General features: G+C 43.7%; 15 protein-coding genes. 4 read left to right on the top strand and 11 right to left on the bottom strand.

What is annotated here, in order from left to right; genetic code table 11:
- Positions 1 to 5 precede the first annotated feature (5 nt).
- Both DBR32_RS01830 and DBR32_RS01825 read right to left on the bottom strand, forming a co-directional pair.
- Positions 6 to 707, bottom strand: a complete 702-nt coding sequence (locus DBR32_RS01830) for a hypothetical protein (RefSeq protein WP_124634576.1) — start codon at positions 705 to 707, stop codon at positions 6 to 8.
- 70 nt (positions 708 to 777) lie between these two features.
- Entirely contained in the window at positions 778 to 1,740 is a 963-nt protein-coding gene (locus tag DBR32_RS01825; RefSeq protein ID WP_124634575.1) for a stage II sporulation protein M, read from the bottom strand.
- A gap of 89 nt (positions 1,741 to 1,829) precedes the next feature.
- Between DBR32_RS01825 and ade the strand changes: the two genes are divergently transcribed.
- Positions 1,830 to 3,485, top strand: a complete 1,656-nt coding sequence (gene ade / locus DBR32_RS01820) for an adenine deaminase (RefSeq protein ID WP_233559633.1) — start codon at positions 1,830 to 1,832, stop codon at positions 3,483 to 3,485.
- A 26-nt stretch (positions 3,486 to 3,511) separates the two neighbouring features.
- Positions 3,512 to 3,901, top strand: coding sequence for an energy transducer TonB (locus tag DBR32_RS01815; protein WP_158605878.1), 390 nt, complete (start codon positions 3,512 to 3,514; stop codon positions 3,899 to 3,901).
- A gap of 90 nt (positions 3,902 to 3,991) precedes the next feature.
- Here DBR32_RS01815 and DBR32_RS01810 read toward each other — a convergent pair whose 3' ends face one another.
- From DBR32_RS01810 to DBR32_RS01800, 3 genes are read right to left on the bottom strand one after another with little or no spacing between them, the layout of a single operon-like run.
- Entirely contained in the window at positions 3,992 to 4,516 is a 525-nt protein-coding gene (locus DBR32_RS01810) for a GNAT family N-acetyltransferase (protein WP_124634573.1), read from the bottom strand.
- Between the two features lie 9 nt (positions 4,517 to 4,525).
- Positions 4,526 to 5,152 carry a chloramphenicol acetyltransferase gene (locus tag DBR32_RS01805; RefSeq protein WP_124634572.1) on the bottom strand — a complete coding sequence of 209 codons (627 nt, stop codon included), beginning with the start codon at positions 5,150 to 5,152 and terminating at the stop codon, positions 4,526 to 4,528.
- Complete coding sequence (locus DBR32_RS01800; protein ID WP_124634571.1) at positions 5,152 to 5,844, bottom strand: HAD family hydrolase; 693 nt, start codon at positions 5,842 to 5,844, stop codon at positions 5,152 to 5,154. The genes DBR32_RS01805 and DBR32_RS01800 overlap by 1 nt, the downstream gene beginning before the upstream one ends.
- Between DBR32_RS01800 and DBR32_RS01795 the strand changes: the two genes are divergently transcribed.
- A complete protein-coding gene (locus DBR32_RS01795; RefSeq protein ID WP_199724293.1) occupies positions 5,843 to 6,481 on the top strand; it encodes a Crp/Fnr family transcriptional regulator in 639 nt (212 codons plus the stop codon). The genes DBR32_RS01800 and DBR32_RS01795 overlap by 2 nt on opposite strands.
- A 200-nt stretch (positions 6,482 to 6,681) precedes the next feature.
- Positions 6,682 to 7,362 carry a DUF4386 domain-containing protein gene (locus tag DBR32_RS01790; protein ID WP_124634570.1) on the top strand — a complete coding sequence of 227 codons (681 nt, stop codon included), beginning with the start codon at positions 6,682 to 6,684 and terminating at the stop codon, positions 7,360 to 7,362.
- Here DBR32_RS01790 and DBR32_RS01785 read toward each other — a convergent pair.
- From DBR32_RS01785 to DBR32_RS01760, 6 genes are all read right to left on the bottom strand, one after another.
- Positions 7,355 to 7,933 carry a Crp/Fnr family transcriptional regulator gene (locus DBR32_RS01785; protein WP_124634569.1) on the bottom strand — a complete coding sequence of 193 codons (579 nt, stop codon included), beginning with the start codon at positions 7,931 to 7,933 and terminating at the stop codon, positions 7,355 to 7,357. The genes DBR32_RS01790 and DBR32_RS01785 overlap by 8 nt on opposite strands.
- A gap of 19 nt (positions 7,934 to 7,952) precedes the next feature.
- Positions 7,953 to 8,486, bottom strand: coding sequence for a hypothetical protein (locus DBR32_RS01780; RefSeq protein WP_124634568.1), 534 nt, complete (start codon positions 8,484 to 8,486; stop codon positions 7,953 to 7,955).
- Between the two features lie 51 nt (positions 8,487 to 8,537).
- A complete protein-coding gene (locus DBR32_RS01775) occupies positions 8,538 to 9,410 on the bottom strand; it encodes an RDD family protein (protein ID WP_124634567.1) in 873 nt (290 codons plus the stop codon).
- Between the two features lie 124 nt (positions 9,411 to 9,534).
- Positions 9,535 to 9,792 carry a phosphopantetheine-binding protein gene (locus tag DBR32_RS01770; protein WP_124634566.1) on the bottom strand — a complete coding sequence of 86 codons (258 nt, stop codon included), beginning with the start codon at positions 9,790 to 9,792 and terminating at the stop codon, positions 9,535 to 9,537.
- A 35-nt stretch (positions 9,793 to 9,827) separates the two neighbouring features.
- Complete coding sequence (locus DBR32_RS01765) at positions 9,828 to 12,206, bottom strand: thiamine pyrophosphate-dependent enzyme (RefSeq protein WP_233559632.1); 2,379 nt, start codon at positions 12,204 to 12,206, stop codon at positions 9,828 to 9,830.
- A 106-nt stretch (positions 12,207 to 12,312) separates the two neighbouring features.
- Positions 12,313 to 13,602 carry an acetyl-CoA hydrolase/transferase family protein gene (locus DBR32_RS01760; RefSeq protein ID WP_124634565.1) on the bottom strand — a complete coding sequence of 430 codons (1,290 nt, stop codon included), beginning with the start codon at positions 13,600 to 13,602 and terminating at the stop codon, positions 12,313 to 12,315.
- Between the last annotated feature and the right edge of the window lie 38 nt (positions 13,603 to 13,640).

Raw genomic sequence — 13,640 nt, 5'->3', positions numbered from 1 at the left:
TGTTTTTATTGTACAGAGGTTTCTATAGTTTGTAGGACGGTTTTCATTTTGTTAGTTACCATTTGCAAGGCTTTCTGACCTACTTGTATTTTATGGTCGATAACAGCTACCGGTTTGCTGTATTTTGAATCCACCAGTGCGAGTTTATCATTCGTTTGTTGTAAACTTTGTTGCAGGCCTTCAATCTGTTTTTGCAGATCAGCCTGTTGTTGGCTCAGTTGTCTTTTTTCCTGTTCTTGTTGTGCTAACAGTCCCGTTTTTTCCTGTTGTTTGCTCCGGATATCCGTATTAATCTTCTCATCCAATTCGGTTACGTAAGCATTACCCGATTGCAGCAAACTTTCTTTGCTTAATCCCAGGATTTTTAAAGTTGTGTAAGCATTTTGTATATTTTGTACTGTAGGTCCGCCCATGGCCTCTGCCGCATTCCACAATTCAAAAAAATCGACGCCCGGTTTGTTTAGGCTATCGAAGAGTTTATACATTTTTTCAATAAGCTCGCTTTCCGTTACCGCTTCCTCATTGCTAAGGTTTGCCGTCTGCAGGTTATTTGAAGTAATGGGCGTTGCGGGTGTGGGTTCCTCTTTCTTTGTAATGTGCTCCGAAGGGGTCTTTGGTTCGTCTTTTGCTATCTGTTCATCTGTGAAAATAAGTTTGCGCAATCCTCCCAGGATTCCCCCGAACTTACCAGCTTTCTCTTCGCTCATATAATAAGGTTGATTTTAATGATTCAAATATACTAATATCTTAAAAGGCATGCTGATTTTAAGTTTAATTTTACTTAAAGTCCACATGCTGCAAAGACAGGCGTTTGGCCACTTTTTGCGGAAACAGGATAAAATAAAAAACAATAAAGGCCAGCGAGGCAGTCAGGATAAGGATATTCAGCACCAAAGGCATTTCGGTATGGCGGGTAATATAGCTTTCAAAGAAGCCTGCTGTAATCACAATCGGGATCAGGCTTACTACAATCTTGATGCCATCCTTTGCTCCACGCACAAATGATTGTTTACGGGTATAGGTACCGGGAAACAAGATGGCATTGCCCATAACCAAACCTGCGGTTGCTTCAATGATCATACCGGAAATCTCCAGCGTGCCGTGGGTAAAGACGACCAGTATTGACTTAAAGCCCAGTTTATGGGCAAAGAACATTTGTTCAAAAACCCCCAGCATCAAACTGTTTTTAAATAATAAATAGATCGTACCCACCGAGCAGGTAATACCCGACAAAAAGAATAAAAACATGACCCGCATATTATTCCAGGTAATGGATAAGAACATGCTGAATTCATTTTGTTCTTTATAGACTTTAAACGGATCGCCTGAAGCGATGTTAGACATGGTCATGTCTACATACTGATCGCCCAATACGCCCCTTACAAAACTCTGGTCTCTCCAGGAGGAGAAAATACCGAGCAGCATGAATGCCATGAAGAACAAAAAAGTATACCATAAGGTTTTCCGGTTTCGGTACATAATCAAAGGCAATTCTTCCAGGAAAAACAGTTTGAATTTATTGCCTTTTTCTTTTTTGTTTTTGTAGATAGACAAATAAATATTAGCGGCAATGCTGTTGATATATTTGATCGTATTGCTTTGTGGATAATGCGTTTTGGCATAACCCAGGTCATCTACCAGGTATGCAAATCTTTTGGCCAGTTCATCCGGATCATTCGTTTCTGCTAGATAACTATCCCAACGTTCTTTATTTACTTTTATAAAATGTCCTTCTCTCATATTTTATATAAAAAATGTTTCTAAAAGCAAAAACACGGACCAAAAATAGGTTATTTTTATGCTTAGACACTAAAATACAAAAGATTCTGATGATGCCCCTAAAGTTTGAAATAGAAGGACAATTAGTCGACCTGCAACAGCGGGCCATATACCCTGCAAAGATTAGTGTTGAAGAAGGTAAAATAAATCGTATTGAACGCCTGGAGACGGTACCGGGAGTATATATTATGCCCGGCTTTATTGATGCGCATATTCATATTGAAAGTTCTATGCTGACCCCTACGGCTTTTAGCCGGGTTGCGACCACCTTTGGTACGATAGCAACGGTGTCCGATCCGCATGAAATTGCCAATGTTTGCGGTATGGAAGGAATACAATATATGATCGACAATGCCCGTCATGCTGCCCTGAAATTTAACTTCGGCGCTCCTTCCTGCGTACCGGCAACCGGCTTCGAAACGGCCGGAGCTGTAATTGATGCGGAACAGATCAAAATATTGATGGCGCAACCGGAGATCAAGTACCTGGCGGAAATGATGAATTTTCCCGGGGTCTTGTATAAAGATGCGGAAGTAATGCAAAAGCTACATTGGGCCGGGCATTATCAAAAACCTATAGATGGCCATGCCCCGCACATGTCGGAGGCGGATGTGTCGCAATATGCCGGTGCCGGTATCAGTACCGATCATGAATGTACCAGCCTGGAAGAAGCACTGTATAAGATCAAACACGGAATGAAGATTTTAATACGGGAAGGGAGTGCTGCAAAGAATTTTGAGGCCTTGGTTGATCTGTTTTCCAGTCACCCGGAAGCCTTGATGTTTTGCAGCGATGACAAGCACCCTGACGAGTTGATAAAGGGTCATATTAATCAATTAGTCGCCCGTGCAGTAGCCAAAGGCTTTGATCTTTTTGATGTGTTGTATGCTGCTTGTATTGCGCCTGTCGAACACTATGCACTGGAGGTGGGGCAATTGCAGGTAGGAGATGCCGCAGACTTTATTGTGGTCAGTAATCTCAGTACTTTTGACGTGCTGCAAACTTATATTGACGGGCATATGGTTGCCGCAGCAGGTGAAAATTTTGAAACACCTTTTACCCCGGCTATTATTAATCATTTCAACCGTCATCCCGTACAGGCAGCGGACTTCAGGCTGGAGGTAAAAGATGCGGCTTCTGTATCGGTACAGGTTATTGAGGCTTTGGAAGGACAGTTGATTACGACTGTCGCCACAGCACAGCTCGCTGTTGAAGCGGGTGTGTTGAATAGTGACCTTAGCCAGGATGTACTAAAGATTGCCGTTGTGAACCGCTATAAAGAGGCTCCGGTCGCTTTAGGCTTTATCCGTAATTTCGGATTGCAGCGCGGTGCTATTGCCTCTACTGTTGCGCATGACAGCCACAATATTGTGGTGGTTGGGGTTACGGATGAAGCAATGCAATCGGCTGTAAATGCCTTGGTGGCTTCCCGCGGTGGGATTGTCGTGGCGGAGGGTGACCAGATCAACCTTATGCCTTTGCCTATTGCCGGATTGATTACGGATAAAACTGCGTTGGAAGCGGCGGCAGCTTATGAAAGCCTTGACCTTGCCGCAAAGACCCTCGGCTGTCGCCTCGCGGCGCCTTTTATGACCCTTTCTTTTATGGCACTTCCGGTAATCCCTTCTTTAAAAATGACGGATAAAGGACTATTTAATGTAGATTCCTTTAACTTTACATCATTGATAAAGTCTAAACACCAATAAATAAACTTATGATAGATCGTAGCAAAATGAAAAAAGTACTATTGATTGGTGCCCTTTTATTACCGGCGGTAATGATCAGTCAGGCGATGTACGCACAATCTAAGTCTGCCAGTAAGGACTTGGATCCTGAACCAGAATTTGTAGGTGGAAAACCGGAATTACAAAAATATATTGATGCTAATTTGAACTACCCGGAAAAAGCCAAATCGGCTAAAAAAGAAGGTGTAGTTTACGTCTCCTTTACCGTAACGGAAACGGGTAAAATAACGAATGCCAAAATTGTGCGCAGCGTCGGAATGGGCTGTGATGAAGAAGCCTTGCGTTTAATCAATGAAATGCCGGTTTGGAAACCGGGTAAGGAAGATGGTGTTGTCAAAGCATTGCCTGTAGTGATTCCGATCTCTTTCAGATTATAGGTCTTTGGGAAAAGAAAACAACAATACATAAAAAGCACCGCCNNGGCGGTGCTTTTTATGTATTGTATACAAGCATTTATCTATTTATTCTTACACGTTATCAAACTCTCTAGCATAACGTACTGTTCCGCTAACATTTGTTAAGCTGCCCGGAATTAATTCCAGACCCATAAAGGCATTTTCGGGTACTTCGAATGGTGCTTTGATCTGCCATTTTACCGCCGGTACGAAGCCGAACTTTGGATAGTATGCTTCGTGCCCTAATACAATAACAGACGCGTATCCTAATGCTTTCGCCTTATCCAGCCCATATTGTATGAGTGCCTTTCCAATGCCTTGTTGCTGGTATTCCGGATCGACGGCAACGGGTGCTAAAGCCAGGCTCTCGAATATTTTTTGATCTATTGAGACAATGCTAATTTTGGTGAATAGAATATACCCGATCACTTCCGTTCCTTTTACCGCGACAAGCGAGAGTTCGGGAATAAAGGCATCTTTATTATGGCGCAAGGCCGCCACCAATTTCGCTTCCCCATCTTGTGTAAATGCTTTTGCATTGATGGTGTAGACTGCTGTATAATCTGCCGCTGTTTCTGGTCTGATGTGACTGTTCATATGTGCGATTTAAACCTGATCTAATTGTTTTTGAAAAGCCTCGATATATAGTCCTACATGATATCCATCCATTAAACCGTGATGTACATGTATTGAGACCGGCATCGTTTTTCGGCCTTCCTGTGTGCTTACTTTCCCAAAAGAAATTTTAGGACAGCTATCGGCAAAACTAAAACTCCGGGCATGCGAAATGGACGAAAAATCGATCCAGGGCAAGGCAGAAAATTGAATGACGTTTTCTCCCGAAACAGCCGGTCTTAATCCTTCTGTCACCTGGACGGCTGCAATCACTTCTTGTGCATGGGTGTAAAACTGCGCTGCTTCCGGTGTATAGTCCATATAAGCAAAACCGAAAGTGCCGTTAGGACGATTAATGGTTGGCGACGCATTTACCTGATCAAAAATAAATACTTTTTCATCAATAATACGATACCGGAAATTTTCAATTTCATTAGCTGCTTTTAAGGCCCGGTACAGGTAATACAGAAAGAAGGAAATATTTTGTTTTTTGGCTTGTTCATAAGCGTTGGTTACGTCTACGGTTACCGTAACTCCAAAAAAAGGTTCTTCAAATTGTGAAAAGAACGCGAAATGATCTCTACGCGACCATTGTGTTATATCTAGGGCTGTTTTCATCAGGATATATAATTTAAAATGTCTTGAATAGCGTTTAAGGTCATCAAACGGGGATGTTCCGGGACTTGCTCCGTATGCTCGTGCGCCCAGGTTGTATGATAGGGGATATGCGCCGCATAGGCATCCAAAGCCAGTACGGGCAACACATCTGATTTGAGCGAATTGCCAATCATCAGGAATTGATCCGGGCGGCAATCCAGGTGGTTCATCAGTTTTTGATAATCCCCTTCCTTCTTATCACTCATGATTTCGATATGGTGAAAATAAGATTGTAGACCCGATTGTTTTGACTTCCGCTCCTGATCCAGCAGGTCTCCTTTGGTGGCCATCACCAGTTTGTATTTTCCCTGTAAACTTTGTAAGGTTTCTGCCACCTGATCGAGTAGTACGATTGGTTTTTGGAGTAGTTCTTTACCCAAAGCTATGCTGGCTTCAATCAGAGCGATACTCGCTTTGCCTTTGGAAACCCGGTCAATCGTTTCAATCATACAAAGCATAAACCCTTTTACCCCATAACCGTATAAATGCAGGTTGGCCATCTCTGTTTTGAACAGCTCCTGCGCGGCAATATGCCGGGGTACATAGGCTTCCAGCAGGGCACAGAATTTTTGCTCGGTTTCCTGGAAATAAGGTTCGTTAACCCAAAGGGTGTCGTCTGCATCAAAAGCAATGACGGAGATATTATTTTTCATGTTATTTTTGTACTGTATCCCTGCAAAAGTCAGGATTGTATTTCTTCCTAAAAAGGACATTTGTCCCGGGCCTATGTTATTGACCAATCTTTCTTTATTGTCTTTTGCGGAAAAGCTTTATGCCGAACAGGAGCGCAAAGAGCATATTGTCCTGAAGTCATTTGATAAGGGGTCGTTGTTGCTGCACCAGGGGCAGCAACAGACCAAGGTAATGATTCTTAAAGAGGGAATCACCAAGTGCTTCTTTAGTGAGGCCAATGGCAAGGAATATATTGTAGAATTTTTAGGTGTGGGCGAAATTGTAGGTGAGATTGAAGTACTTCGTAAGATCGATTGTCTCTGTTCTATTGAGGCGATCACCATAGTGCAGGCCTATGCGCTGTCTCTTCCCTTATTTCATTCTTTACTGGAACAGGATTTGGCCTTTAACCGGATCTTGCTGGAGGAATTGGCTGAAAGGGTGGTCTATACCAGTAGCAGGGCTTCATTTCAGCAACTCTATACCACAGAACATGGATTGGCCAAGCTTTTGGCCTTGCAGGAAAAACAACAAATCAGGCTTTCTAAAGATGATATGGCGGCTTATCTGGGCGTGAATATCCGCAGCCTGAACCGGGCTTTGAAGGAAATGAAGTAGGGCAGGAACCTTCCGTTTTCTTACGATTGTACGCACTTTGATAAAAACAAAAAGCGATTAAATACGACAGAAGTATTTGTTGTGATGAATATATATCCCCATTTTTTTTATTTAATGGTGATCAGGCATTTCCTTTATTTCTTATCTAAAGTCAAGGAGCAGATCGAAGGAGGCAGGTTATTTTTGCCAAAAGATAAGTAATGAATACTGCTACTCCACGCCAGCTGGCGCTTTGTGCCGGTTGGTCCCTTTTACTCATGGCAGCATTGGCCGGTTTTGCTTATGGATTTGGGTTTAACCAGATATATATTGCCCATGATGAGTTAGCTACCGTACAGCAGCTGACTGCTCATGAATCATTATTCCGATGGCTCTTCCTGGCTTTTATTGGGATATTGGTTTTGGATATTTTGGTATCCTGGGCATTGTATTATTTCTTAAAACCCTGGCATGCTGCGCTATCTTTATTGACAGCCTGTTTCAGGATTATGTATACCGCATTACTGGGTGTCGCATTAGCACCTTTGGCCTTTTTGCTTTCTTCCTTACCTGCTGTTGCAGCTAAGGGAACAATTGTCCTTTATTGTTTTCAGGCATTTACGGCCATCTGGTCTATGGCCTTGTTGGTCTTTGGGATACACCTGGGATTATTGGCTTACTTACTGTTCCGCTATACACCGCTACCCAAAACAGGAGCGGCGTTGCTCTTGCTTGCAGGGCTGGCTTATATCGCGGCTCATGGCTTGCCGATAATATGGCCGGGCTATGCAGCTTATCGATTGACCCTTGAAGCCCTATTGAGTTTGCCTATGGCTTTAGGCGAATTGGCTTTGGCCTTATGGCTTATTGTCAAAGGAGGGAAAAGCAAAAAAGCTATTTAGTTTTTTGTATCCGTTTGCGAATCCGGCTCAGCGACTCCGGGGTAATACCGAGATAGCTGGCGAGTTGATGTTGGGGTACTCTTTGTAATAAATCCGGGCGATCCTGCAACAGCTGTAGATAACGTTCTGCTGCGGAGGCGTGCATGAAGCGGGCATGGTGGTCTTGTGTCTTTCCGAAATCCTCTGCCATCATCCTTCTGGTAATCTGCTCCAGCTGTGGAAATTGGGCATACAGGGCCGCATCCTTTACGGGATTCCCGATCAGGAAAACGCTGTCCTCCAGGCAAGATAAAAAATGATCGGTAGGTGTTTGCAGTGTATAGCTGGTAAACAAAACGGCGGCCTGTCCTTCGGTATAGAACGTAGTGCTTTGTTCCAAACCGTCTACAAGCCGGTATTGCCGCAAACAACCTTTAAGTACAAAATAGCAGTCCTGACTAATTACGCCTTCTTCGATAAGGATCGTGCCCTTAGCCGCTTCCACGACTGTAATCTGTCGCGCCATAGCGGCTTTGTCTTCAAGACTTAAGTCAGGAAACTGGTCAAGGAATAAAAGGAGTTCCGGATGCATAAAACCTTGTTTTTTTGTATTAATAGGGTTCGCTTATTATTTCAATAACGGTATATATTTCCGGGTCTTTATAGGATACTCCGAGTTTAAGTTTATCCCCAACTTTATAAAGGTCTTCATTGTTACCGATACTTTGCGTGTATGCTTTTCCTTCAAAGGTATAATCTATTTGTGCGTAATGATTCGTTGTGCCCTTAACCTTATTCGTTGTAAAACAGGATATAGTTCCATAGGCGGTACTCCGGTAATGTTCTAGCTGGTAAGCGCAGTAATATCGTTCCAGGTGCAACATGCCCAAAAGGAAGGGAATGACGCAGCCTATAGTGAGCAAAGCATTACCTAAACGGCCATACCATTTTGTTTCTTTAAGCCTAAGGTAGTGCAACGGAAAGGCTATTGGAAAACTAAGGGTCATAAAAAGGGACAAAATCACGATATTATCATGCTGGTACCGGTGCGCATAGAGCATATACAGATAAATGCCCGATAGCGAAATGGGCAAGAAGAAGAAAAAGAGATACCCGTGTTTCCACTTTTTGTTTATGCGGTTCATTTGATGGTCAGCGGGAGTGTAAATGATAAAATTAAACCAGACGGATACCAATTAGCGATGTGTTGTAATACTAATAGTTGTTGTTCTGCTTCGGAATTGATGATTGTCGTTATAGAGATACATAATCTTGCCATTGAAGCTGCCTTCCGGAAAACGGCTGTAAAGCAAACCGGTGACTTTTTGGTTGAACTGCCGGTATTGCTGCTCCTGATCCAGGTAATTTTGCTTCAGATGTAGGACGGTTGAAATGTACTTTAGGGGTTTTTGCTTTACGGTATCATATACTTTGCATTCCGCACTGAGATAAGTGCCCAGGCTGTCCGAAAATAATTGCGCTAATTGTGCGCTTTCCGAAGCGTTATAAGAAGTGGGGCTGTAGTCGACGGGCTCCATGATGTTCTTGGGTATTAATTGAGCCAGTAATAAGATAAACCCATAGGACACAATTATTGGCGGCAGGATCCTGAGTATGCTGATTTTGGGTTGCGCCAGATTGGGGTCATAGGTCACGAGTCTTGTGCCCGCAATATAATCGCCCAGTCGTCGGTCGGGATTAATTAAGGCTATAATCGCCTCCACAGGCCATAGGAGACAAAATAAATCTCTTATGAAACATTGGAAAGGCGTAGCGACCTGGCCTGATTTATGGTCTACTGCCTGTAATTTTAAAATGCGTTTGGCCAGGCTGCGCCCGTTGAAAATGTCTTTACAACAATATAGGGAAAAGCCGAACAGGGCAATATAGCCGGTTGCGCCGAACAAAAAATTTAAATTAGGATCTTCGGGGTTTTCTACGTTAAAAGCAGTCGTAAATACAGAAGCGAATGCAGGCATGAAAAAGAACATAATGATTATGGTCATGAAGACATGATCCAAAAGCATTGTGGCTATCCGTGTGCCTCGATTGACCGGAGTGTTATGCATAGAAAGTGGTGTTTTTTGACGTGAGTATTGATTGTATGCGCAAAGTGTACGCTTGCGTTGCGGTATAACAAAGTCGCTGCTTCTGAGAAACAGCGACTTTGTGCATGCGATATGCTTCCGGTAATTATCCTTGTTGTTTAGACTGAATATACGCGGCCATGCTATTAACAGAGCTCAGTATATTACGGCTTTCTTTAGGGTCTTCCAGCTTAATACCGTAGTTTCTTTCCAGTAAAACGATCAGTTCTAAAGAATCGATACTGTCCAGGCCTAAACCATCACCAAAAAGAGGCGCATCATCATCAATATCTTCCGGTTTCATGTCCTGTAAGTTCAATGACTCGATGATTTGTTGTTTTAATTTAATTTTTAATTCTTCCATGTTACTTCTATATAAAATATGGTTTTGTGATAAAATTATTCTGCCATCATTTGCTCAATCACCGCAGCAATATCCTCCGCATTAGGCTTGGAGAAATAATCGCCGTCCGTAGCATAAGCAGGACGGTGTGCCTTCGCTGACAAAGTGCGCGGGGCTACATCCAGCCATTTGTAACCGCCTTGCAGTTCCATTACCTGTTGGTACATATAGGCACTGGCTCCGCCCGGTACATCTTCATCAATAAAGATAATCCGATTGGTTTTTTCTAATGATTTTACGATGCTGTGGTTGGTATCGAAAGGCAATAAAGTACGTACATCCACAACTTCACAACTGATTCCTTGTGGTGCTAAATACAGATCAATAGCTTCCTGAATTACCCTTAAGGTAGAGCCGTAAGAAACGATGGTAATATCGGTTCCTTCTTGTACAATTTCAGGCACCCCCAAAGGAATAGTGAATTCCATCAGGTTATCCGGTTTCTTTTCTTTCAGGCGATAACCGTTCAGACACTCAATCAATACTGCCGGTTCATCGGCTTTTAGTAAAGTGTTGTACATACCGGCAGCTTGTACCATATTACGCGGAACACAAATATTGATTCCTCTTAAGGCGTTAATGATCATGCCCATCGGAGAACCGCTATGCCAGATCCCTTCTAAGCGGTGGCCGCGGGTACGGATAATCAAAGGGCATTTTTGCCCGCCTTTGGTACGGTATTGTAAGGTGGCTACATCATCACTCAAGGTCTGTAAGCCATATAATAAATAATCAAGGTATTGGATTTCCGCAATCGGACGCAGACCCCGTAGTGCCATGCCTAAACCTTGGCCTACAATCGTAGCTTCCCGGATACCGGTATCGCTTACGCGCAGTTTGCCATGTTTTTCCTGTAAGCCGGCAAAAGCCTGGTTTACATCACCGATCTTACCCACATCCTCTCCAAAGGCAAATACTGCCGGATTGGTGCTTAAGGTTTGATCGAAATATTGGTTCAGTACTTCAAAACCATTTAGTACCGGGCTGTTGTCGGAATATTCAGCTTTTACTTCCACTACATGCTTTACGGCATATTTAGACTGGGAAGTCAGGTGAGAGCTGAAGGTATCCTGTGCTTCAGCAGCCAGGGCATCGTAATGATTCCGCAGGTTTCTTAAAGCAGGCGTATTGTCGACCCCGGCTAATTTTAATACTTTCTGTACCGTACGGAACACATCTTTACGAATCGGCTCTTTCAGGCTTTGTAATTCCTGAGACAAGGCAGCCATTTGCGTGCCGCTTGCATGGCCTTCCATAACAATTTGCTGAATCAGCTGTGCACTTTGCTCAATCTGCAATTTAATCGGCGCCATGAAATTATTCCAGGCCGATTGTTTTGCTGTACGCGCCGCATCTTTTGCTTTTTCTTCAATTGCGGTTAATTCTTCTTCATTGCCGATAGCATTATCCAGGATGAATTGTCTTAATTTATGAACACAATCCATTTCTTTTTCCCATTCCAGGCGTTCTTTAGATTTGTATCGCTCATGAGAACCTGAAGTAGAGTGACCTTGCGGCTGCGTTACTTCCTGGATATGGAATAATGCAGGAATATGATTTTCTCTTACACGGGCCACGCCTTCTTCAAAGGTTTTAACCAAAGAAGCATAGTCCCATCCTTTCACGCGGTAAATCTCCACACCACTTTCCAGCTTTTCATCATATTGAAAACCGGCGGTCGCTTCAGAGATAGAGTTCTTGGCTGTTTGGTATTTACGCGGTACAGAGATCCCGTAACCATCGTCCCAAACACAAATAGCCAAAGGTACTTTCAATACGGCAGCGGCATTCAAGGTTTCCCAGAAATGGCCTTCAGAAGTAGAGGCATCGCCTATGGTACAAAAACTAACTTCATTACCGTTATTCGTAAATTTTTCAAAACCTTCTTTTAAATTATCGCTATTGCGGTATAGTTTAGAAGCATAAGCCACACCCAGGGCGCGTACCATTTGCCCTGCTGTAGGGGAAATGTCGCTGGTTGAGTTAGGCTGTGCCATCAGATCTTTCCATTCGCCATCGGCATCCAGCCAACGCGTGGCATAGTGCCCGTTCATCATGCGGCCCGCAGAAGATGGCTCTTGTTCCGTAGTCGGATTGGCATATAATTGTGCAAAAAATTGCTCTACGGTAGACATGCCCGTAGCAAACATGAGGGTTTGGTCGCGGTAATAGCCCGAACGGTAGTCGCCTGCCTGAAACACTTTAGATAAAGCGATCTGTGCCAGTTCCTTTCCATCACCGAAGATGCCAAACTTTGCTTTTCCGGTCAATACCTCTTTTCTACCAATAAGACTCGCTTCACGGCTCATGACCGCCAATTCATAATCTTTTAATACTTCGCCTTTCATCTCATCGAAGGAGATCTGCGCTTCCATGTCCTTAGTTTTATTTTTTGTGGCCATATCGTAATCAATATATTGCGACAAATATACAGTTTTGATTTGTATTCTGTCTTTTAGGGGATTCAATAAATGGGGAAATCTATAAAAATATTTTAAATCTGTCGTAAGCTTCCTGGTGCAACATTGCCCGGTCGTCGGGATGGGCCAGATCGATGAGTGCCCTGGCACGCTGGCGCAGGTTTTTGCCAAATAAATTGGTCACACCATATTCTGTCACCACATATTGCACATGTCCACGGGTTGTGACCACACCGGCACCGGGTTTCAGCGCAGAGACAATACGGGAAATGCCCTTATTAGTACGGCTGTTTACCGCGATAATCGGCTTGCCACCCTTACTCAGGGCTGCTCCGCGCATAAAGTCCATCTGGCCACCAATACCGCTGTATTGATAGGTACCAATGCTGTCCGCACAGACTTGTCCGGTCAGATCAATCTCCAGGCAGGAATTGATCGCCACCACATTATCGTTTTTGGCAATAATGGAAGGATTATTTACATAGTCGATATCAAGGAAGGTGAGGCCGGGGTTATCATGTACAAAATCGTATAAGCGTTTAGTACCCAGGGCAAAACTGGTTACAATGCGGTTGGGATGCAGGTTTTTGCAGCGATTATCGATCACATCTGCAAGAAAAAGGTCAATCACGCCATCGCTCAGCATTTCGGTATGTACCCCCAGGTGCTTATGGTTGTGCAGGTTGCCCAATACCGCATCGGGTATGGTGCCGATACCCATTTGCAGGGTCGATTTGTCTTCGATCAGTGCGGCAACATATTGCCCTATTTTACGGTCAATGTCGGTTACCTTCTCGGCATAATTCACTTCCGGTAAAGGTGCATCATGAAAGACCATTTTATCAAAATAGGAATGATGAACCAATCCGTCGCCATGGGTGCGGGGCATTTGCGGGTTCACCAGCCCGATTACTTTTTTTGCTTTGTTCACTGCAGAGCGGGCCACATCGATGGAGGTACCTAAAGAACAATAGCCATGACGGTCGGGAGGAGACACCTGAACGATGGCAACATCTAAAGGCAGAATATCGTTGTTGAACAGGTCAGGAATATCGCTTAAGAATACCGGCACAAAATCGGCATACCCTTCTTTTACCGCCTGGCGTACCGGCTCCGAAACAAAAAGGCTATTGACCTGAAAAGAAGCCCGGTATTCCGGTTGATAGATCGCGATCGATTTGCCCTGTTGGGTAATAGACACCAGTTCTACATTGCGTAAACGGGGTGCTTCATGGACCAATTCATTTAAAAGATAGGTTGGCGTGCAGGCACTTCCGTGAATGAATACCCGGTGCTCACTTTGGATAAGCGAGAGGGCCTCAGCTGCGGAAACATATGGGTATGTGCTCATAAAACAAAGGTTGAAAAAGTTGCGCAAAGATAATACAT

The organism is Taibaiella sp. KBW10, from assembly GCF_003852495.1.
Lineage (GTDB): Bacteria > Bacteroidota > Bacteroidia > Chitinophagales > Chitinophagaceae > Edaphocola.
Note: the sequence above shows the minus strand (reverse complement) of the source record. Positions and strands in the feature narration are given on the sequence as shown.

Coding starts and splice junctions, on each gene's coding strand:
- DBR32_RS01830 (WP_124634576.1), bottom strand. CDS start 707: ATGAGCGAAGAGAAAGCTGGTAAGTTCGGGGGAATCCTGGGAGGATTG.
- DBR32_RS01825 (WP_124634575.1), bottom strand. CDS start 1,740: ATGAGAGAAGGACATTTTATAAAAGTAAATAAAGAACGTTGGGATAGT.
- ade (WP_233559633.1), top strand. CDS start 1,830: ATGATGCCCCTAAAGTTTGAAATAGAAGGACAATTAGTCGACCTGCAA.
- DBR32_RS01815 (WP_158605878.1), top strand. CDS start 3,512: ATGAAAAAAGTACTATTGATTGGTGCCCTTTTATTACCGGCGGTAATG.
- DBR32_RS01810 (WP_124634573.1), bottom strand. CDS start 4,516: ATGAACAGTCACATCAGACCAGAAACAGCGGCAGATTATACAGCAGTC.
- DBR32_RS01805 (WP_124634572.1), bottom strand. CDS start 5,152: ATGAAAACAGCCCTAGATATAACACAATGGTCGCGTAGAGATCATTTC.
- DBR32_RS01795 (WP_199724293.1), top strand. CDS start 5,843: ATGTTATTTTTGTACTGTATCCCTGCAAAAGTCAGGATTGTATTTCTT.
- DBR32_RS01800 (WP_124634571.1), bottom strand. CDS start 5,844: ATGAAAAATAATATCTCCGTCATTGCTTTTGATGCAGACGACACCCTT.
- DBR32_RS01790 (WP_124634570.1), top strand. CDS start 6,682: ATGAATACTGCTACTCCACGCCAGCTGGCGCTTTGTGCCGGTTGGTCC.
- DBR32_RS01785 (WP_124634569.1), bottom strand. CDS start 7,933: ATGCATCCGGAACTCCTTTTATTCCTTGACCAGTTTCCTGACTTAAGT.
- DBR32_RS01780 (WP_124634568.1), bottom strand. CDS start 8,486: ATGAACCGCATAAACAAAAAGTGGAAACACGGGTATCTCTTTTTCTTC.
- DBR32_RS01775 (WP_124634567.1), bottom strand. CDS start 9,410: ATGCATAACACTCCGGTCAATCGAGGCACACGGATAGCCACAATGCTT.
- DBR32_RS01770 (WP_124634566.1), bottom strand. CDS start 9,792: ATGGAAGAATTAAAAATTAAATTAAAACAACAAATCATCGAGTCATTG.
- DBR32_RS01765 (WP_233559632.1), bottom strand. CDS start 12,206: ATGGAAGCGCAGATCTCCTTCGATGAGATGAAAGGCGAAGTATTAAAA.
- DBR32_RS01760 (WP_124634565.1), bottom strand. CDS start 13,602: ATGAGCACATACCCATATGTTTCCGCAGCTGAGGCCCTCTCGCTTATC.